The organism is Polaromonas sp. AER18D-145, from assembly GCF_002379095.1.
In the GTDB taxonomy this organism is placed as follows: Bacteria; Pseudomonadota; Gammaproteobacteria; order Burkholderiales; family Burkholderiaceae_C; genus Polaromonas.
Map to the genome: position 1 here is coordinate 1 of NZ_NBZV01000031.1, position 19,049 is coordinate 19,049.

Annotated in this window: 18 protein-coding genes and 1 pseudogene; 9 read left to right on the plus strand and 10 right to left on the minus strand. The window is 52.1% G+C overall.

The window, feature by feature from the left end; translation table 11 throughout:
* Positions 1-157 precede the first annotated feature (157 nt).
* Positions 158-1,036, plus strand: a pseudogene (locus B7G52_RS15255) (protein kinase); the annotation flags it as partial.
* Between the two features lie 101 nt (positions 1,037-1,137).
* Here B7G52_RS15255 and B7G52_RS15260 read toward each other — a convergent pair.
* The 4 genes from B7G52_RS15260 to B7G52_RS15275 all read right to left on the minus strand — a co-directional run bounded on the left by B7G52_RS15260 (position 1,138) and on the right by B7G52_RS15275 (position 4,143).
* Positions 1,138-1,944: a hypothetical protein gene (locus B7G52_RS15260; protein ID WP_096698409.1), complete on the minus strand. Its 807-nt coding sequence runs from the start codon at positions 1,942-1,944 to the stop codon at positions 1,138-1,140.
* Positions 1,945-2,365: 421 nt separating this feature from the next.
* Positions 2,366-3,259 (minus strand): hypothetical protein, encoded by an 894-nt coding sequence (locus B7G52_RS15265; protein ID WP_096698410.1) that lies wholly within the window; start codon positions 3,257-3,259, stop codon positions 2,366-2,368.
* A 45-nt stretch (positions 3,260-3,304) separates the two neighbouring features.
* A complete protein-coding gene (locus B7G52_RS15270; RefSeq protein WP_096698411.1) occupies positions 3,305-3,763 on the minus strand; it encodes a hypothetical protein in 459 nt (152 codons plus the stop codon).
* A gap of 155 nt (positions 3,764-3,918) precedes the next feature.
* Complete coding sequence (locus tag B7G52_RS15275) at positions 3,919-4,143, minus strand: DUF2188 domain-containing protein (protein ID WP_096698454.1); 225 nt, start codon at positions 4,141-4,143, stop codon at positions 3,919-3,921.
* Between the two features lie 138 nt (positions 4,144-4,281).
* Here B7G52_RS15275 and B7G52_RS15280 point away from each other — a divergent pair, with 138 nt between their 5' ends.
* The 7 genes from B7G52_RS15280 (at position 4,282) to B7G52_RS15310 (ending at position 9,380) form a co-directional block, all read left to right on the plus strand.
* Positions 4,282-4,914 (plus strand): hypothetical protein, encoded by a 633-nt coding sequence (locus B7G52_RS15280; RefSeq protein WP_240523475.1) that lies wholly within the window; start codon positions 4,282-4,284, stop codon positions 4,912-4,914.
* Positions 4,911-5,327 carry a hypothetical protein gene (locus B7G52_RS15285; RefSeq protein ID WP_096698412.1) on the plus strand — a complete coding sequence of 139 codons (417 nt, stop codon included), beginning with the start codon at positions 4,911-4,913 and terminating at the stop codon, positions 5,325-5,327. The genes B7G52_RS15280 and B7G52_RS15285 overlap by 4 nt, the downstream gene beginning before the upstream one ends.
* Positions 5,317-6,081 carry an ImmA/IrrE family metallo-endopeptidase gene (locus B7G52_RS15290; RefSeq protein ID WP_096698413.1) on the plus strand — a complete coding sequence of 255 codons (765 nt, stop codon included), beginning with the start codon at positions 5,317-5,319 and terminating at the stop codon, positions 6,079-6,081. Before B7G52_RS15285 ends, B7G52_RS15290 begins: the two co-directional genes overlap by 11 nt.
* A 151-nt stretch (positions 6,082-6,232) precedes the next feature.
* Positions 6,233-7,624 (plus strand): radical SAM protein, encoded by a 1,392-nt coding sequence (locus B7G52_RS15295; RefSeq protein WP_205853072.1) that lies wholly within the window; start codon positions 6,233-6,235, stop codon positions 7,622-7,624.
* A complete protein-coding gene (locus B7G52_RS15300) occupies positions 7,621-8,238 on the plus strand; it encodes a PolC-type DNA polymerase III (RefSeq protein ID WP_096698415.1) in 618 nt (205 codons plus the stop codon). The genes B7G52_RS15295 and B7G52_RS15300 overlap by 4 nt, the downstream gene beginning before the upstream one ends.
* Positions 8,238-8,813, plus strand: coding sequence for an AAA family ATPase (locus B7G52_RS15305; RefSeq protein ID WP_096698416.1), 576 nt, complete (start codon positions 8,238-8,240; stop codon positions 8,811-8,813). The genes B7G52_RS15300 and B7G52_RS15305 overlap by 1 nt, the downstream gene beginning before the upstream one ends.
* Positions 8,814-8,876: 63 nt before the next feature.
* A complete protein-coding gene (locus B7G52_RS15310) occupies positions 8,877-9,380 on the plus strand; it encodes a hypothetical protein (RefSeq protein ID WP_096698417.1) in 504 nt (167 codons plus the stop codon).
* A 455-nt stretch (positions 9,381-9,835) separates the two neighbouring features.
* Here the strand turns inward: B7G52_RS15310 and B7G52_RS15315 are convergent, their stop codons facing one another.
* From B7G52_RS15315 to B7G52_RS15325, 3 genes are all read right to left on the minus strand, one after another.
* Entirely contained in the window at positions 9,836-11,566 is a 1,731-nt protein-coding gene (locus tag B7G52_RS15315) for an ATP-binding protein (RefSeq protein WP_096698418.1), read from the minus strand.
* On the minus strand, positions 11,566-12,813 hold the full coding sequence (locus B7G52_RS15320) for an SIR2 family protein (RefSeq protein WP_096698419.1): 1,248 nt from the start codon (positions 12,811-12,813) through the stop codon (positions 11,566-11,568). Before B7G52_RS15320 ends, B7G52_RS15315 begins: the two co-directional genes overlap by 1 nt.
* 298 nt (positions 12,814-13,111) lie before the next feature.
* Positions 13,112-13,657: a thermonuclease family protein gene (locus B7G52_RS15325; protein ID WP_205853073.1), complete on the minus strand. Its 546-nt coding sequence runs from the start codon at positions 13,655-13,657 to the stop codon at positions 13,112-13,114.
* Positions 13,658-14,676: 1,019 nt separating this feature from the next.
* On the opposite strand from B7G52_RS15325, the gene B7G52_RS15330 reads away from it, so the two are divergent.
* Positions 14,677-15,153: a hypothetical protein gene (locus B7G52_RS15330; protein WP_141397476.1), complete on the plus strand. Its 477-nt coding sequence runs from the start codon at positions 14,677-14,679 to the stop codon at positions 15,151-15,153.
* 350 nt (positions 15,154-15,503) lie between these two features.
* Here B7G52_RS15330 and B7G52_RS24480 read toward each other — a convergent pair whose 3' ends face one another.
* The 3 genes from B7G52_RS24480 to B7G52_RS15345 are packed head-to-tail and all read right to left on the minus strand — an operon-like array spanning position 15,504 to position 19,046.
* Positions 15,504-17,084, minus strand: coding sequence for a TniQ family protein (locus B7G52_RS24480; RefSeq protein WP_096698421.1), 1,581 nt, complete (start codon positions 17,082-17,084; stop codon positions 15,504-15,506).
* Positions 17,081-18,121, minus strand: a complete 1,041-nt coding sequence (locus tag B7G52_RS15340) for a TniQ family protein (RefSeq protein ID WP_170954780.1) — start codon at positions 18,119-18,121, stop codon at positions 17,081-17,083. Before B7G52_RS15340 ends, B7G52_RS24480 begins: the two co-directional genes overlap by 4 nt.
* On the minus strand, positions 18,108-19,046 hold the full coding sequence (locus B7G52_RS15345) for a TniB family NTP-binding protein (protein WP_096698423.1): 939 nt from the start codon (positions 19,044-19,046) through the stop codon (positions 18,108-18,110). The genes B7G52_RS15340 and B7G52_RS15345 overlap by 14 nt, the downstream gene beginning before the upstream one ends.
* Positions 19,047-19,049: the final 3 nt, after the last annotated feature.

Sequence of the window (19,049 nt, forward strand, 5' to 3'; positions counted from 1 at the left end):
CTTCCTCCACCGCCGCGCTTTCAGGCGGCAACAACCGCGCTACCGCCCGGTCCTTGAATGCTTGTCCGTATCGTGCCAATTCTTGTCCTTCATCGCCGCCCCCGGATTCTTGGTTCTATGGAGGCGACAACTATTCTGACGCGGGGGGGTTGTCTTTGAAGCGATAGATGAGTCACTAAGGCGCCATGTTGCTGTGAAGGTATGGAATACCAGGGGCATGGATCGTGCACTGCACGAAACAGCCAAGATTGCGCAACTTAATCATCCGTTGATTGTCGCCACGTATCAGTTTCAGTTAGTTGAGCAATTCCCGTATTCCGTCATGGAACTTGTGGCTGGCTCGTCAGGAAAAGAATGGCTGCAAGGCAATCCGACAATGGAGGCGCGAACCCTGTTGTGGAAGCTCTATTCCAGGGCGTTACGTTTTATTCACGGCACAGGAGAGATCCATGGGGATCCTCATTTGGGCAATGTCTTGGTGTTCCCGGATCCAGGCAACATATACGGGCATGACATGGACTCCGACAACTCACCGTTCAGCATCAAAGTAGCTGATACCGGGACGAGCGTGTTCTGGTCTAAGCGAGCCGATATTCTCAGGCGCGAGGCAAACTTGATGTATGAGACAGCCAGGAAACTTTTCCTAGACGGAAGCTCCGACAGGCTCTGGTTTCACCCCAGTGGACTTTCTTATGAGCAGACGCTCAACATTCTCGACGTGCTTTGCGAGTATTTTTCGCAACTTAGCGGTTTCATAGATCACGATCGTGCGGCCCAAAACGCGGAGAATCTAGTCGTCACATTAATGAAGGCGCCGCTCTTCGAGCTTGACGCGGTCACCTCTCAGATTAGACAGACCGGAGCCACCACCATTAGTAGGTTCGCGCGGCGACTGAATCAAAAGATTTTTAATTTGCGGGACCTATTTGACGGCAACGACACGATCGATGAGCAAACGAAGGTGCGTTATCAAGCAATCCAAAGAGTATTTATCGACTCTCTGCGGTCGGCTACTGTTCAGCACGTAAGAGCATAGCCTTCCTTTTCAGTTCGGGCGCGAGAAACCGTCTGTGCTGTCGGAAATAGCGAACCAATGCTAGGGTAGGGGCGTGTGCCACCCGCGATCTGCCAGCATTCTCAGTTGAATTCAAATTCCTCAGGTCCAAGGGTGACTATAGTTTTGATCCCTCCCTCGATAAATTTTTGAATAATATTCGCGGGGGGATTGGATGCGGCGGGAAGAACGCCAGCCATCACTTCCACGCGGCCATAAAAGCGCAGACGGTAAGCAAATAAGCCGAATTCGTCAGGTTCGGAACGCTGATAGTAAAAAACTTCGGGATTCGAGCCAAGCTTAGGGCAATCGACCAAATCCATTTCAAGGCGCTTCTTCAGAAAGTCGTTGAAAGTTTTTGCATTTCCGGCTTCGAGGTGCAGAAACGCCAGATGAATGTGAACTTGCCCCTCAAAGGCCCGACCAAAGTCGTGGAAGAGCAGTCCCCGGACGATCTGTCCGAAACACCGCCGCAGGCGAGGAACATCCGGGCTTCCCCAAAGCACATCGACGAATTTATTGTCCTTCAGCTCTACGCGGTAGAGACGTTGCGGCGCGATGAAAATTTTCTGAAGTAACCGACCAGCGCTACGGCGCACCGCTCGGCCGACTTTTCCGAAATTGTGGCGATAGCCAATCGAATTGTTGCCGACCAGGCCGGCAAGGCACACCATCAAAAATTCGTCGTCCTGGGATTTGGCCAAATTGTGGATATCACAAGACGGAACGGTGATTAACTGCTGCCGGAGATCTTCACCTTGGAAATCCTTGGCCTCAGGAAACAGATTTTTGGGAGGAACGTGTTCGCGAGACGTAGCCGTACACACACAGGCATAGCAACTTCCCGCTACGGGCTCGTCGCGCTTCTTTGATTGCCGTTTGCTATTCACCCCCGTGATTCTCCGCTACGGCAGGGTTCTCCGCCATCCCACCGCTGATTTTTGGTGAAACGCTTCACCAAGATATTTTCATCTGATCGATTGATCATTCCACCTCTCCAAAGAACTAAAGCGTTTTAAGAGACTTTCAGATTCGATTGGAAGAAGCTCGGTCTATCAAATAGGAGTTCGATATGAAAAGTGGACGAAATCGCAATGTACGTCACCGCGAAAGAAGAGAAGATAGGACGTGGGTCCAGGCGCTGAAAGCTCTTCAACATACCCAACGCGAGCAGATGAAGCACCAGACCTTTCGCGAGGTTATAACGTCAGTCACGCGCCTAGCACTGGTTCTGCTACAAGGCGGCGGCTTTTAGCAGCGTTGCCTCGCAAGATAAAAAAGCCGCTTTATCGCACTGCGTCAGAACAGCCTTCACTCGACATATATCGACTCCGAAGGTATGGGTAGCTTGATCGCCTTGCCAGAAGACTGAGGTAATTCAATGATGACTTTTTCTCCGACAGATCGTAAAAGAACTTTGACCCCTTTGAATTCGACATGGTCGTCCCCGAGAAAGCTCGTCCCTCCTTTCAAAGTAGAGATAGAAACTCGTGCGGCCCACGGCTTCTTAACGTGAACGGTGGCATTTTCTTTTCTCAGTTGGGCTACCCTAAACGCTGTGGAGACCAAAGCAGTCTTATCAGGACCTAGTGCCAGTGGGAAGATGACGATTAGGGCCAATAGAATTCGATGCGTAGTCAAAGTGATTAATCGACTTTTCTCAATGACCTCAGCGCTTTCGTTTTTAAGCATAAACCCAGCTCGAAGGTATTCACCACGACGTCGAACGACAAGCAGAAGAACAACCAACATCCCTTGCAAAAGCGACACGCCGAGAAAGATTGCCACGCTTGAGATGTCGCGGTACAGAAGCACCAAGATTAAAAACCCAAAAACGGCCAGCACCCAAACCGGAAACTCCCACATTGGCGAAAAATCGGTCTCGAGATTTACCCGGTCAGGGTGCTTCTTAACGTTTCGCTTTGAGCCGAGTTTTTCCAGAATACCTGCGGGCCGGCCCCAGAGCAAGGAACCTATCGCAGTGGCAATCAGTACATATACCGAATAAGCTAGCCAGAACCCGGCACAAACTAGATAGAAGGCCAGTCCTTCCCCAAGATCTAGGCCTTCAGGGAAATGCCCGATTTCATTGCTGTACAACAGGAGACAGAAGCCGCCAACCAAAATGGTCCCCCATCTGGCGCAAGTTCCGATTAAATCGGCAGTGTCCTTGAGTATGGGAATATTTTCTTTTAGTTGCGTCATCGTCTTGCCTTAGAAGGGATTGCTTTCGAATGGTCGGTTGCTTGCCTAGTGAGCTGACCTGGCTGCTCGCATGTTGAATAGGAACTTTTCATTGATTTGCCGCTTTTTACTGCTTTGCTTTGCGGTCAGACTGCGCTTACGCATGATGTCGAAATAAAAATCCGACTCCCAGGCTGTGACCCAGCCGCGTTCGCACGCGTAATTTATGGCTTCACCGTTTAGGGACTTAGTGGTATCGGCTCGAATCCGTTTCACGGCTTGAAAAATGAGATCGGAGGGAAGTCCGATGAACTTTTTGACGCAGCAATTCCCGACGGTCGCCAGGTTGCCATTGACTTTATTGCGCAGCACGCAGTTCTCAATAATGGGATAGTGCCCACAGAGACAGGTATCCGGCTCATCGGATTCAAAGACCTCGTGCAATACCCATTCCAGTTTTGCTGCATCCCACACGCGGGCACTCGACAACGCGACGATTTCCGTCGTCAGTTTGAACTCGGACATATCCGCCTTTCTTAATTGACGCCATTAAATTCGGAAACGGAACACCGGTTCATTTACTCTATAGCTCCGTGACCGCCGGTTTACGTTCAGTGACCGGAGACGAAGCTGGCCGGGCGTCCCGATCCCAGCTACGTCCTTTTCCCGAGGCCGTCAGGTCAGCCTTTGGGTGGGAAAGGATCGTGGCCATGGCTGTCCTTCGATTGAATCCGGCCGTTCTGGCCGTGGATCAAGAGCTCGGTGCCTTGGTTCTGGGCTATTTCTCGCGCCCGGTGGACCGCGTCCGCTTTCCGGTCGAAGATTTCAGTGGCACGAGTGGCCCCGGCACCCTGAACTGCCCATTGGTCATCCCGAGGGACCACATGCTGATTGCGCTTTGTCATTTCTGACTCCTTGTCACAGCGGAATTGCTGCTCATATCTATGTGCGGCGGTGTATTGAAACGCGGACAAAATGCTGTCACAGTGTCCGGAGTCCAAAAAACTGCCGCACATACTAATAACGAGACAAGGGAGACGAACGTGTCACTAGAGGAGCCACCAGACGATAAATACGCCAACGCTGAGGAAATCTGCGAGGCGATAGAGACCCTGACCGAGGAGGAGCTTGTAAGGATAAACAGCGCGGCCAAATATGCGCTTTTCGGCACGGAGTACACCGACCCGCTGGAGCTGTTGGACGAGGCAATTGTTCGAGCGCTGGAAGGCGCTGACGGCGGGACGGGACGGCATTGGCCCAAGACTGTCCATTTCGTCGCGTTTTTGATAATGACGATTCACAGCATCGCTGATGGGTCAAGCGATTCCATTGTTCAAAAAAGAACAGACCATCTGGAAGTCATGGCAGGGGAAAGTGGCGGCCCCAGTTGGGCACTTGCCCACGAGGGCTATTTCAACTGTGATGCGGAGGAGCAGGCGCTTGAGATCGAAGAAAGCGAGCTCCGGCGCGAAAGAGCCAAGGCCGACGCCAACCTTATTGAAGCTCATTTCGCTGAGGACGACGAAATCCAATACCTGATCATGGGTGACAAAGATGGCATGAAAGCTCAGGAGATCAGGGATATCTCCGGAATGAGCCAAAAATCCTATGACACGGCCCGGCGAAGGTTTCGTCGAGGCCTCGATAAGTTAATGCCAGGCAGGAGAACAGTATGAAGCGATCGAAAGAAAGCATCGAAATGAGATTCATCCGCGCTCGAGCTCTAGAAGATTTGGCGAAAACGAGCGATGAGGATCTGAGAAAGGAATTCTTGGAGCGTGGAGAGGATATCCGTGTGATATCGGCTCAGGTTAAAGAAAAACTTCGCGACGCAACCGCCGGCGCGATGAGACATCGGGTAGCAGCAGCCAAGGAACGTTCGATCCTTGCCACTCAAATTCAACCGACAGCCTCGAAACGCCCAGCTCTTGATCGCATCAAAGAAATTCTTGAAGAGGTATTTCGGCGAGAGCCGGAAGTCGCCATAGCCTTTCGAGATGGCAAAAAGCAGTCGGAGAGCGACCTAGAGACTGTGTATGACGACCTAGTGCGCATGGGAGTAATAAAGCCCGAAGAAAATGACGATTGACTTCAATCGCCTTTCGGCGCCAGAAAAGCTGCTATGGGGTTGCGGAGTAAGGGCGCCGGAGCATATCGACCTCGAAGCCATCGCCAATTATCGGGGTGCTCAAGTCGTGTATCGGCGTCTTGACGGATGTGCCGCTCGCCTCGTGAAGTGTAGGGAGCGAGCAGTGATAAGCGTCGGGATCGGAAGCTACGAGGGACGGCAAAGGTTCTCCTTGGCCCATGAGCTCGCGCACTGGATCTGCGACCATGATCAAGGCTCGTTTAACTGTGGACAAGAAGATATCGGCCCGCAAAATGCCGAGGCAAAAAATATCGAAGCTCACGCAAACGCATACGCTAGTCAGCTGATTCTCCCCAATTTCCTGGTTGAGCCGTGGATGAATGGGAGAAGGGCAAACCTTGACACTGCGAGAGCCCTTGGAGCTGCTTTCAACGCGAGCCTTACTGCCTCAGCGATCAAAGTGGTCAAGCGGGCAAGCACGGCTGCTTGTGTGGTCTGCCATAACCAGTCAAAGCTTCTATGGTTTCAGAAAAATCTAGCCTTTCCCTATGACTTTTACGTCAGGAGGGAATTACACCAGGACACGACTGCATTCTCAATGGCATTTGGTCAAGGAGTACAAATTTCGCGTCCGGTCAAAGAGGCCTCCAATCGTTGGCTATCGGGTCCGGATGACTATCGTCTCGTGGTTGAGTCACAGTCGGTGAAGCTTCCAGACGACGCCGTGTTAACGGTAATCTCGCTGCTTAAGTGAATTTAGAGGGATTACTGGGAGAGTGATGCTTAGGCTTAGAGGAGATTGTGCGATTTCAGGAATACTCTCCTTCGATTGGGGGAGGAAAGGCTGGATAGTGAAGCGCACAATGATCCGCTCGCCTGCGGTAGCAAATTGGATAGCGATCTACATGTCAACCAAGAAGAAATTATTCCTAGCGCACAACTCCTGCTTGAACTCCAGCTACGACCTCAATGTGCTGAAGGCTGGGCTGGAGCAAGGTGGTTTCGAGATCGTTGAAAAGCCGGAGTTGGCCGATGAGGTGATCTTCTCCGGCTGTTCTGTGCGGGAAGTATGGGTCACTGATGCGGTCAACCAGATTGACGAAATTCATAGGCGTGCACCAAGCGCAAAAGTAACAGTCACCGGTTGCATCGCAAATGTAAGCCCTGATGTGGTTCGGGCAAAGGCCCGCACACAAGCAATTAATTTTCAGTCTCCGCAGGAAATTCTCACGGGTTATGCAGGGCTCGATTTCAAGGAAATTGATCGAACGTTTTCCCAAGGTTCGTCTCATAACTATGAAGGCCAACCAGGCAGCGGACTGAGTAACTTGCGTCAGCGCGTTGGTGCCGACAAAGCTGCAATTGTTGGTGTCTTGCAAGAGATCGATAGAGAGCTTGGAACCAATGTGGAAGGTCTGTATAGAAGAACAACAAAGGGTTTCGTGTTCTACAACGAGGTGGAAGCATCCGAATTAATTACAGTAACTCGAAGCTGCCTTTACAAGTGCAGCTTTTGTAGCATCCCCAAAGGGCGAGGTGCTTTCGAGTCAGTCCCTTTAAAAGATATTCTCGTTAAAGCTCAAGAGGCTTTGGCAAAGGGTATTCGCCACATTATTCTGGTGGGCGATGAGATTGGAAACTATGGTGTTGACACTGTTGGTGCCAAATTTGCTGAGTTAATGAGGGCCTTGATCGAAGTAAGCGACGAGCTCAAGTTCTCCATCCGATACATAGAGCCAAAACCATTTTTGAAGCATGCAAATATGCTTCGAGAGCTCTGCGCTTCCGGAAAACTCGAACTGCTTTATATATCCCTACAAAGCGGTTCTCAACGGATACTGACCGAAATGAACCGCAACTACGATATTGCCAAGTTGGCCGGTATCTATTCGCAATTCAGAGACTCAGCGACAGTTTTCTATTGCAACTGGATGGTAGGGTTCCCGGGAGAGACAGAAGAAGACTTTCAACGAACTATGGATCTTGTAAATGTCCTGAATCTGCAAATTAACGTGGCAATTCCATTTTCCCCGCGTCCAGGTACTCCAGCTGAGAATTTTGATCGGCAGATTGATGAAGCTACAAAGGCAAGTCGAGTCGCTCGATTGACGGATGCCATCGCCGATTTGAAGGTACGCATGTTCAAGAAAGAACTAGAGAGTCTGCACGAAGAGCGGCTGACCCCTCTGCTTGAACAAATACGACAGGCGGAATCTCAGCAAGATCGAACTCAAACGAATATCAGAATTCCAATTTCTATCTACAGCACGCCCAATGTCGGTGGATCCCGTATATGAATCCACGCTCGGAAACTCATTGGTCGCGATGGACTTTTGTTGCTATCGACATTGAGGGAAATGGCCATGCGCAGCAAGAAATCATTGAAGTAGCTCTGGTACATGTGAAAGACTTTCAGGTCACTCTCGCTCATGAGTGGCTCGTAAAGCCCGTTAAATCAGTTACTGCAAAAGCCTCCAAGCTTCATGGAATCCTTAATGAGGATCTTGCTATGAAGCCAGTTTTCGAGCAGATATCACCGGACGTATCTGAGGGGTTAGGTGAGCACCCGGTAATTGGGCATAACGTTTCGGTGGATATACGTCTTCTGAAGGAGAAGATACCAACGTGGCAGCCATTGGTGGCTATCGACACCATGCGACTTGCGCGAAAGGTCAGGCCCAACGCCAGCAGCTTTGGCCTAGACGCATTGCTCGTTGAATTCGGTATAAAGCGCAAGTCCGGCGGAGTGGCACATCGAGCTGCTAGCGATGCGGTCGCGGCGGCAGAACTTTTCCTCGCGGTCGCCAGCCTGCTGGACCGCGCTGGCGACATGAGTCTTCAAGCGCTGGCGGAATCAGCGGCGTCTCCCGACGACTCCTTTTTCAAACTTCCTCAGCAGGGCCTGTTTTAATGACGTGTTTTATTGGAATCGCTGGTACTCACTCAACCGGTAAATCGACCTTTGTAGGCAGCTTGAAAGAGAAAGCCGAGAGCATGGGCATTACCGTTAGATCGGTCGCCGATAAGGCAACGGATTGCCGGTCGGTAGGGTTCGGAATCCTGCGTGCACATACATTTGAGAGCACGCTCTGGATCATGTCTTCGGTTATACGTGGAGAGCTTGAAGCGGGCCTTAACACTGATCTTGTGATAGTCGACCGTCCTGTTCCTGACGCACTTGGATATCTCGAGGCCGCGCTTGAGATGACCGGTCGGACGATAACCGAAGTTGAGCGCAATTATCTGTACCGCTTGGCGGCGATGCACGTACCGAGGTACTCGCTTTTGCTAAACACGAAGTTGGACCAATCCATTCCCCTCGGAGAAGGTAGAGATCAAGATGCTGAGTTCAGGATTGGTGCGGGCAGATGGATCACAAAGGTGCTAGCAACCCTGAACTGCGCCGCAAGCGACCCTCATGATCCAAAGACAACAGATGTCGTAGATTCAATCTTGGGAAAGATTCTTGACTCGAAGATGAAATGAAATTCATGGCCACACCGCTCGCAGTGTTGGTTATTCAAACAACAACTTAAAAAGACTTTGCCAATGGAGCTTTCTGCAATTTCGGGATTGTGGCCTCTGGCCCGGCGTTTGCCCGCTTTCATGCTCCGTTGGTACTTCACGAAGGAGCGGCTAGCGCAGCTTGTCTACTTCGACATGTATCCCAGGAACGAATCGGCTGTTGTAAATCTTGGCAGCGATGCGTCTTTTCGATTGCATCTTCAGTTAATTAACCTTTCTCCATTTCGGTTGGAGCTCGATAGAGCGAACTTCAGGTTTTCCTGCGGATCAGTTGTTCTGAAGGCTGCGGTCTTGGAGAGACGAACCTTTGTCGCAGGGGAGATCGCAAGCATCTTCCTTGAGGAGTCAATGTCGGATGGACAAGCTAACCAAGTTGCCAGCCATTTTGTGAATAACCCCATAAGTATCGACGGCAACATTGAGTTCAATTGTGAGATTCATTCTTTTCCCAAGTCCATTCGGCAGCTAACAGGCATTCAGATCAAATTAGTCAACGCGAATTTCCGCCAAGGACCCGTCAGCGCTTGAGATCATGCTGCTGATGGCGCTTGATATCCCGGAGCCATATGAAACCTGCCACAAAAAAACATATGTCAAACCCCTTTCTACTAACGATGGAGAGGCTCCATTACGCGTACCAATTGATGGATGCAGAAGAAAAACACGCTTTGGCTGAGTGGGAAAGACTTCACTTGGGAGATGGGAAGACGGGAACGAGCGATTGGCCTGGTTGGGGGCCGATTGTTAAGCGTATCGCTCATTGAGTCGGGAGAAAACGATGAGGCACTTGTTTGCTCTTACGGCCAATCCCACTGCATATCAGGCAAGAACATAAGTTCAATCCGCCACAGTCGGCGCAAAGTAATTTGGAGTTCTGCTTGTCGCGGCGATTCATTCATGCACTCAACGAAGTCGATTCCAAACAGCGAGTCGGAAACAGGTAGTGAAACTGATTGCCTCGACCGAATATTTAGTGACAGCAACTATGCGCGTGTGACGATCGGTCGCCTAACCCAATATTTCTCATAAGAGGGTCCTTCTGACTTGGGTGGGTGGACAGGTTCCGTCACCTTAACCGGCGTTGGCATAGGAAAGTCCACGCCGACCAGGATTGCTTCGCCTTGCCCAAGAGTAGGTAAAAAAGCAGCAGCAGACGCATCCAAGCTACCACAAGCCTTTTCTACAACTTCTCTGTCGCGCTCATTAATGAGACGATGGACGATAAACATGCCCATCTGACTGAGGACGTCTTCTGGAATGTCCCGTGGACGTTGCGTTGCAAGGATAGTGGTTAAGCCGTACTTGCGCCCTTCCTTGGCGATCAGCCCGAAAGCATCCAGCTGTACGCGATTAGTCTCATCGCCCAAGTTTTTGTTTAAAAATTGGTGCGCCTCGTCAAGGACAACGACCGTTGGCATTTTTTCGAACTTGCCTTCTCGCGCAAGGCCAAGCAAGTGACGACCCAATGCATTGGCCAGCAATTCACGTGCGTTGTAGTCGAATGGAAGGTGCTCCATCGAAATACGCAATACAGAGTCCCCCGACGCCAAAAAGCTCGCAATTTTGTCTGTCAACGAATCGAAAGATTCTGGATTAAACAAGCAGCGAAGGGACTTCGAACGGGTGATGGAAAAGACCTTCGAGACCAACGTGTCGCAGTAACCTCTAGTGCGCTCGTCATAGTTACCCCACACTGTGTGATCTGGATGATCACGAGAGCCACCGCTCTCAAAGACGCATTCCTCGTAGATTTGGCGGGCTAGGTGCTTTATGAGGTACTTCGCTCCCTCGGCTTCAATTGCCGCCTCGTTCTTATTCGCAGAAAAGTTGAAGTCCTTACGCGATGCCCCGGTCTTTTTGTATATATTGGGCTCAGCGTCGCCGTGAAGAACGTAGTTGAGTTTGAGGCTTCTGAGTGCCTCCCTGAGTTTCGGAACCTGAGCCCCCGGGCTCGGCTGAAAAATAGCGAAGAGATCTGCCTCTGTTAGTTGCCAGTAAGGGAAGGCGACATATGTGCGTTCGTCTTTGCCCCCTTCACTCTGTCCTCCAAGATAGACCGACTGTACGCCAGCCGTGAAGGTATGAAACTCGCCTGTGGGATCTATGAGAATGACTTTGCCGCCAATTCTGGCTGTCTCTTGAACAATGCGCGCGACGGTCCAACTCTTACCGCCACCTGTCGCTCCCAAGACAGCGCAGTGACGACCAAACATATTGGCAGGGCTAACATTAACCTTTGTGCTTAGATCCTGCGGAATAGTTGCCAACTCAATCACTCCTGTGGCCCCGGCGTTGTTGCCCTCAACGATGTGCTTCACCAAGAGGGGATGCGCTGAATACACGTGTTGACCAATGCGAGGGTGATGCGGAATTCCTGAAATGATCCGCCCTGTTGATAACTCTAATGTGGTCAAAAGTTGGACGAATCCTATGGGGTGTGCATCAAGAGGTTGGCCTATGGCAGGCTCCGCCTTCAGACGCTCACCGTCCGGCAGCTTGACTTCAGTGATGCGACCCAGAACCGCAACACCTTCACCTTCAATGAAGACGAACTCACCGACTTGTCCGCCCAATACAACGTATCCCGAATATTGACGAGCGGTCACGCTTGCAGCATACGGGAGATTGATCTTCGCGGCGTCAGGACTGATATAGGTTACTGAGCCTATATAGCGGCTAGGATCGAACGGACTTGTGGCGAGCTTACCGGTCATCAGACCGCTCCGCGCAGCTGACGAACACGTTCAATGTGCTGCTCAAGATCAGTCTCGGCAGCGATGTCTGGAAGATGAGGAACGATTTGCTGGAAAGTCGCTCCGACTAACGAAAGTCGAGCATCCCCATGCTCAATTAAATACTTGATCTTTGTGAGATGGGTATTCCAGGTCTCGGAGCCTTGCTTTGGACCTGCCGGGGTTTCCCGTGGCCCCAGCGCTGGATCACAAATTGCCACCTTCAGGTGTAAGTTCGAATTTATGGCTGAAAGAATAGGCTCCGCGATGTGGTTGTCATTAAAACCAAACCCCAAAATCAACAACCCTGTATCTGGCTGTCGCAATGCGGCCTGAAACGATGACATCATCTCGAGATAGGGCTGCTCAAAAGACAACTCGTACTTCGTGTTTCTGGGATAAACAAGAAGAGGTGTCGGTGTCGCAGGGTCCTTCTCAATTTCTTTTGTTAGCGAATTCTTGGTCCAGTCAACTGAGCCATGAAGTTTGTATAAATGAAAGACGTTGGAGATGAAGTCGTGACTATCGGGATTGCTGTCGCGCTTCACCACATCGTAAGAGAAAAACAAGCTGTCGAAGACTTGCGGTGTCGTATGCGAGAACCCATCGATAACTACGTATCGTCCCTTTCGCGCAGCGTATTCGAAGCACAAGTCATAGTTAGTCGTGAAAACTTTTGCACGGAGCTTTCGCGAAGATCGCCTTGCGAGGCGTCTCAGAAAGTCAGCATGCAGACCAAGGTCGTCGTCTGCATTTAAGAAACGGACTTGATCGCGAACGGTTTCCTCTGCCGTTTTGATGAAGTCTTTGATCTTTTGTTTACCGTCTTTCTCATCAACAAAATCAGCGGCAACTTTGCAATAGGACAACAGCGCTTCGATATTGCCCTGGTGCAAAGCAGGGAATCTGGAGAGCGCCACCACCTCGTCGAACAGCGGGCCATTGACCGCCTTTACAGACTCCCAGAGGTCACTCATCATCGGCGCTATATGTTTGCCAGCTTTTGCCACTCGTTTCAACGGATCATCTGGTGGTGGCGGCACAAGGTTGACATGCAGAGAAGTCCCTAATCCAGTCAGAACAATCAGGTTATTGCATCGAAAACAGTCCGAGAGGCTGCGAGAAATCTCGTTTAACGCTTCGTCGGGAAGAGTTTTGCCGTTTTCGTCTTCGACTGGTTGCTTGACGGTGAGCCAAGCTCCACTGCTGCGGTATGTAAATACTTGCATTTTTCCTCCTGGCCGGACGTTACGGCGCTTATTGGCCGTTGGCAAGTATTCGGCGAATACCGCGTCTATTTGGGCTTATACGGTGATTTTCACGTAGAACCGGCACCAGAGTCGACCTCTAAATGAAGGGGAGGCGGACGAAACACCCGTGGCCGACAACCTCAATATTCTTGAATGCTTCGGCCTGCATTGTCAAAATGATTGGAGGTAAAGGAACAGTTAGAGATCTATAGCGGCCATGGCCTTCGGATATCGACCTGATCTCTGGACGCGCCAGGACCAGCCCACTCGGCAGGACCTACTCCTTGCGGCGACGCTCTTTACGCCAGTCCCATGGCGCCACCGGATCGCGATCCACCCACAAGCCTTGCCTGGCAGTTGCAGATCTGATTTCCGCTTCCGCAAAGGTCTGCCGGTCTGACGCAGTCTGCTCGCGCTCGTATTGCTTGTAATGCCAAGCCATGCCTGCCTGGACCTGTGCCAGGTTGGCGTCGATCCCATTCACCAGCACTTTTCCCACCAGCCGGCCGTAGCGGTCATTCTTCTCGCCCTCGACCTCCACCCACTTGCCATAGAGCAGATCCGAGAGGTGTTGCTTGGAGCGCTGGCCAAACGGCATCTTCTTTTCCGGCGCGTCAATGCCGGAGAGGCGCACCGCATGTTCGACCTTGCCTGCATCCAGCACCGTGATGGTGTCGCCATCGGTCACGGCCACCACCTTGCCAGCCAGGACAGCCGCAGCCGCACCGGCGGAAATGCCCAGCGCCATAAGCGAGGCCAGCAGGCCGCGCCACACCCTCCGGCCAAAAACCGGCGATGGCAGCTGCTGCGCGCCTGCCTTCATAAGGAGAGGGGCCCCAGAAAAGCACGCGCAGTGGCCGCAATCACTTTCCTGGCATTGGCAGCCACATCGTTGGAGGGGCGTCCAACCGAGGCGGCAGGGAAGGGCCAAGAGGGATAGCGGCGAATAATAGGCGGCGGCGTGAAAGGCTGGACCGGCACACGGGCCGGTTGGAGATTGAAAGCTTGCATGGAGTCGCCTCTGTCGGTACTCATCGGTCAGCCATCCTACTGGACTACTGTTGTTATGTACAGTATGATAAACACCATGGACGAGCTATCCCCTACCCAATGGGTTAACCGAAACCTATTGAACGGCACAGCTGGCATGGCCACGTTGGCGTCAGGACCGTGCCATTGTTGGGGCTGTTGATGCTGAACTAGGCGCCCACTCGTCGGACCGGGGCGCCATTAAGGCGTCTTGATGCTCATACTGTGAGCACTACTTTCGGGGGGTAATATGTCTAGAAATTTCACTGCCAGTGTGAAAGAACCGGCCTCAGGCGATGGCAGCGTTGGTGTGGCGGTTCTCATCGAGTTTCATGATAGAGCGCCTGGCTTTAACGGGGACCTGGTGTGGATCCATCTCAATAGAGGCACCCCAATCGGAGAGGGCGAAGAATTGGCGCGGATGTTAAATAAATTGGGTTCCCGTTTCTCTTTCGACTGAGAAGGCATTTGCTGAACTCGGTCATGTTGCTGCTCGGTCCCGTGTTGCGCTTCTGATGGTTCAATGTGTCTATGTCTTGCGCCCATGCACCCATTGAAGCTTCGCTAGATCGGTGGCACGAGTGCCATTGGCATTTGCACCAAATGGAAAGCAACTATCATGAGCCAGCTCCATTTCGGTACTCATTGAACTCCTTCATACGTGCAATCGCTGACGTTCCAGAGTTGCTCACGAAGGATCTGGAGCGACACGAGTTAGTGCGACGGTCAATCAAGCCAAAACTCAAGGAACTAGAGTCCACTGCTCTCTTCGCTGTCCTACGTGTGAGGCGAAACTTTATAGTCCACCAAGGGATGCTAGCTGTTGACAGCAAGGGGAGCATCCGCAGTATGGAGGGGCAAAAAGTGAAGGTCAGCTTTCCGTTTCCAGTCGAGCCTTGGGAGAGCTCAGATGAGGCATACGAAAGATACAAAGAGGTATGTCGAAACGACAAATTCTGGCGCGGGCTCGGACCCGACTGCGATTCGTCACCTGCGATCTGGCGCACGTGGATGATTCAGCAAATCCCTGGGCGCGATTTGCTGGAGGTGGCTTTCGAGGCGTGGACGCTCGTTGGCGATTTGCTGTCTAATGCCGTGATTGAGTTCGGCGGTCAGCCGCTAGATTTGACGATGCCATGTCGTCATGAGCCGGAGCTTGTGCGCCTGAAACGCTACAGTCAAAACGAATTTTTCATGAGCGTTGACGGGGTTGACTTGGTCGAGGAAGAGCGAAAGTGGCAAGAGGGGCGTGCTAAGTTTGAGGTGGCGAAGGCTGTGGACGAATCCTGAGTTTCTGTCCCGCCTGAATGTGCGGCAACAATCCGCTTGCAAGCAATAGCACCAGTGCATAAAACATCTTCATGGTGTCTCTCCACCCTTTGTCCAGAAAGGACGTTTAAATGGAAGAATCGAAAGTCCCGAGTTCTGCGGATGACTCATCTGCAGGAGCGCGCAAACCTTCTGAGTCTCAGATAAGGCAAGTTCAACATCTCTGTGACCCCGGGCAAGTCGGGCAACCGACTCTGGAAGAACGCCTTAAAGCCTTTGATTCGGATAAGCATGGCGGTGAACATTTGTCGTTTGCGCCGGTTGGGCGAGAAATCATTCAGCCGTAACGCCGGCCGATTGGGCTCTAGCACCTAAGCGACGCCCACAAGCAACCTAGCCCCTCGAGCCCAGTCTTGAATACCGCAAGAGCGCAGTAGCGCCGCAAATCTGGCTGCCAAGCCGAAGCCGGCGGTGGGCTTCCCGAATCGGGACAAAAATAGTGCATTTTGCGGTGGCCCAAACCGCTCAAATCTCACTCTTGTCCCGTTTAGATAGAGGGCCATCCATCTGTCGAAAAGTTGAGCAGTACTCCCCCTGACCCCAGCCTCGCCGGAGGCAGCGCCCCATTCCCTCCTTAGCTGATACCCATCGTTAAGTACCAGCGTTGACGCAGATCGAAGTGAAATGCACCGCCAGGCCGCGGCTGCGATGCAGCAAGCGTCTCTCAAAAGTACCGCTTGAACGTCTCGACCACTGGAGGCATTGCGAAGGTGGAGGTCGAGAGTCTCCGCAACTAAAAGCAGCTCCGTTTCAGTGAGCCCTAGCTTTCTCGCTGGGTACTGGGCATCCAAAGTCTTTGCCTCCGCTATCCCTAGGACGCGTTTTAAAGCTATCTTGGAGACCAAAACACCACTGCACGCGAGCAACGCTGAGACCGCTCGGACTTCCCCGCTGGAGACTTGATAACGACGTTTATTGAGGTCAAACCCGCACACGGCTAAGAGCCAATATGGCATTTCGATTTCACAGGACGAGAATTGAGTCCAAGATATGTCGGCCTCTCTCATTGAGAGAACAAATCGGGTGGGCCAATCCTGTGTTGCCCAATCCATGAAGTTTAGAAGTTCGTGCCTATCTTCAACAGAACGTTTATCGAAGTCAGTGCGATCTTGAGCGCTAATGCGGGTAAAAACCCTACCGAGTGCGGGCGGGAGAGTGGACCGCCCCAATCTTCTTGCAAGTTGCGGCCGGGTAAGGACGTGGAGCAACACACGTATGCCGTCCCACCACAAGTGGCTGTAGGCAAGGGGAACTGGAAATGAAGAAAAGCCCGCAGCGGTCGGTGTCGCTTGCCGCCAAAACGCGGGCCGAAATCTAGCGCTGAGCTTTGCAGTGGAGGCAAGCTCACATTCGCAGTTGCTGCACCGATTTAAAGGAGTTTTTCTCGTTCCAGACAAAGTGAAAGCGGATTGGCAGACCGGACATCGATCCAAAAGCATCGTGCGATGCCGCGCGCAAAAAGTCGATGTGGATAATCGCCATTTGCGCCGCCAGTAACAAGTCACATCTTCCGTAATGCACGTTGGACAAACCGAATATCGACTGCCTCTGCTTGCATCGCCAATGGCGGCTGTCAAAACCCATCTGGCCAAGGCGGGTGAGCTGGTATTGGAAAGTGCCAGTGTTTCCTCAGCAAGTGCCAGCTCCGCCAAGCGAGCATGGGGATAGAGAGTCATGTGATTTAAACAGTCGAAAAGGCCCCAGCGCTCAGGCGCCACATCGAGAGCCACATTGCTGGGCACCTTGATGCCCTCATTCGAAAAGAGCTGGCCACAGTTTTCGAATCCATTTGCTTGAGCTAATCGAAATATCCAGGACTGTAAAGACTCCCTATCCGTAGCAGAAACAATCGGGGGTGTCCGCACCAGCAACGCGCTCGTTAGGGACTTCATTTTAGTCGCCGCTCCGGTGGAGAGGATGCATCTGTTTCAGTGCGCTTTCCTCGACTCCCGAGCGAGCGGCCCGCAATATAAGAGAAGCCTTCCAGCAACCGAACATCAGGCCTTTTGTTGCGCAGCATCTGCGCAAACTTGATGCCGAATTCGTTGAGCAGGATTTCCACAAAAGTGAGAACTTGACGCCGCTCGGCAATCCTGCAGTGGCAAAAACGCTCTACTCTAATGCCAGTACTGGTCATACCGACGAGCGAGTGGAACCAATCGTTCTTAGGATCAGCTTTACATGCGATACCGGCAAGGAAGTTGAAGAGCCATATAAAGTCCGGCCAGCTACTTAAAATCTCCAGCGCAAGCTCATGTCGACCAGACAACCGTTTGAGATTGCTGCGGTGGCAAGGCAGTACGTCGAAGAGGTCAACCCAGACCGACTTTGTCGACACAGAAGGCTGAGAAAGTGATCCCGCTACGATCAGCCGAGAGCAACTTGGGCAGTGACTAAGGGAGGGCGGAAGTTTCCTTTGCAGGGAAAAGGTCGCACCGCACCCTTGGCATGCCTCCAGCATTGGCGTCCGGTGGAAGGGACAGTCAACGATGAATGCCATTCGCCAGCTTTTGCGCCAATACGGGACCTCGTCATCCGCGAGGCAATGCGCACAGACTACATGCCCAGAACCGAGGGCACTCATGTTGAGACCGCCAACGTAACTCCACGATACCCCGTCTGCGCCATGCGGCTGAACTTTGTTCCCAAAACCGGTGAAACCGAATTGACTGACTTCATGACCGGAAAGTTTTGCGAGCTGATCCTGCCACGCGGCCTGTTTGGGCCCACTATCCATCGCTCCAAGTCGCCAATATTTAGCTTCACCCGGGTGAGAGATCGTGTCCCGCCCGTTTGCGATGAAAAATCTGGCTAGCCACGAGGCTTGTGACTCCCAATGAAACGCGGCGGCGCTGCCAAGGCCGAAAGGTTTAGGACGTACCAGGAACTCAAGCCGGCTGTCCTTGATTGTGAGATCAGACTGTTTCATACGTCGCTGTTCCGGTGGGATGAAAGAAGTCGGCGTGGTCGTCGCCATCGAGATAAGTTGGCATGAATGGTTCTCCCTGCAGGTTTAATCTGCGCATTGGAAAGCGCTCATGAAAGGGGTTTAGCGTCGCATCTGAAGGGCTCCATTTCCTTTCAAACACTTTCTTGAGACAAGCAAAGTCAGGGGCGACGTTGTTGGCCGAAGACTTCGAAATCAGCTTAAGCAAGCCGGCTATGTTGCGATGAATCCCATCAGTCGCAAAAAAAATGCGAGTTGCCACCTCGTCGCTCGAAAGCCATTGACGGCTCGCCTCCGGAAAGTCCGCTGTCAATGCGTGCACAAATCCTCGGAGGGGGAGAATCTGGTTCAGATCAAAAGGCCAAAGCCTTATGGTTGTCATGATCCGTGAGCGAAGCTGACTGTTGTGGTTAAACAGGATTCGCGACCTGGGCGCGCCTGAAAAAACAGCCGGGCGGCCTAGCAAGTCCAACATCTCTTTCAAGGTATCAGCCGCTGCAGCATGCGCATGGGCCTGACCTCGGTCCAGAAAGTGCTGGATCTCATCAATGAAAATGATCTCTACGCCGACCTTCTGACAAAGAATTTTTGCCCTTCGCTGCAATTGGGCGGTAGATCCTCTGCTGCCATCCTGACCCAAGCCTTCAAGAAACGCGACGTATATGCCTCGCCGTGTCGGAGACGAGGGAATGGTTATGAATAGGACGGGGATTACCGTCAACTCGTCAGTGTGGATCTTGGGATGCGCTGCTTCATACTGCCGAAGTAGAAAACTTTTACCGACGCCTGAGACGCCGAGCAAAAACATGTTCATCGGATTGCAATCTGAGCCCGAATCTGCGTGGGCTTCCTTAATCGCCTCCCAGGCCTCCCGAAATGCGGGGAACTCAACTCTTTTGATGGCCATGAT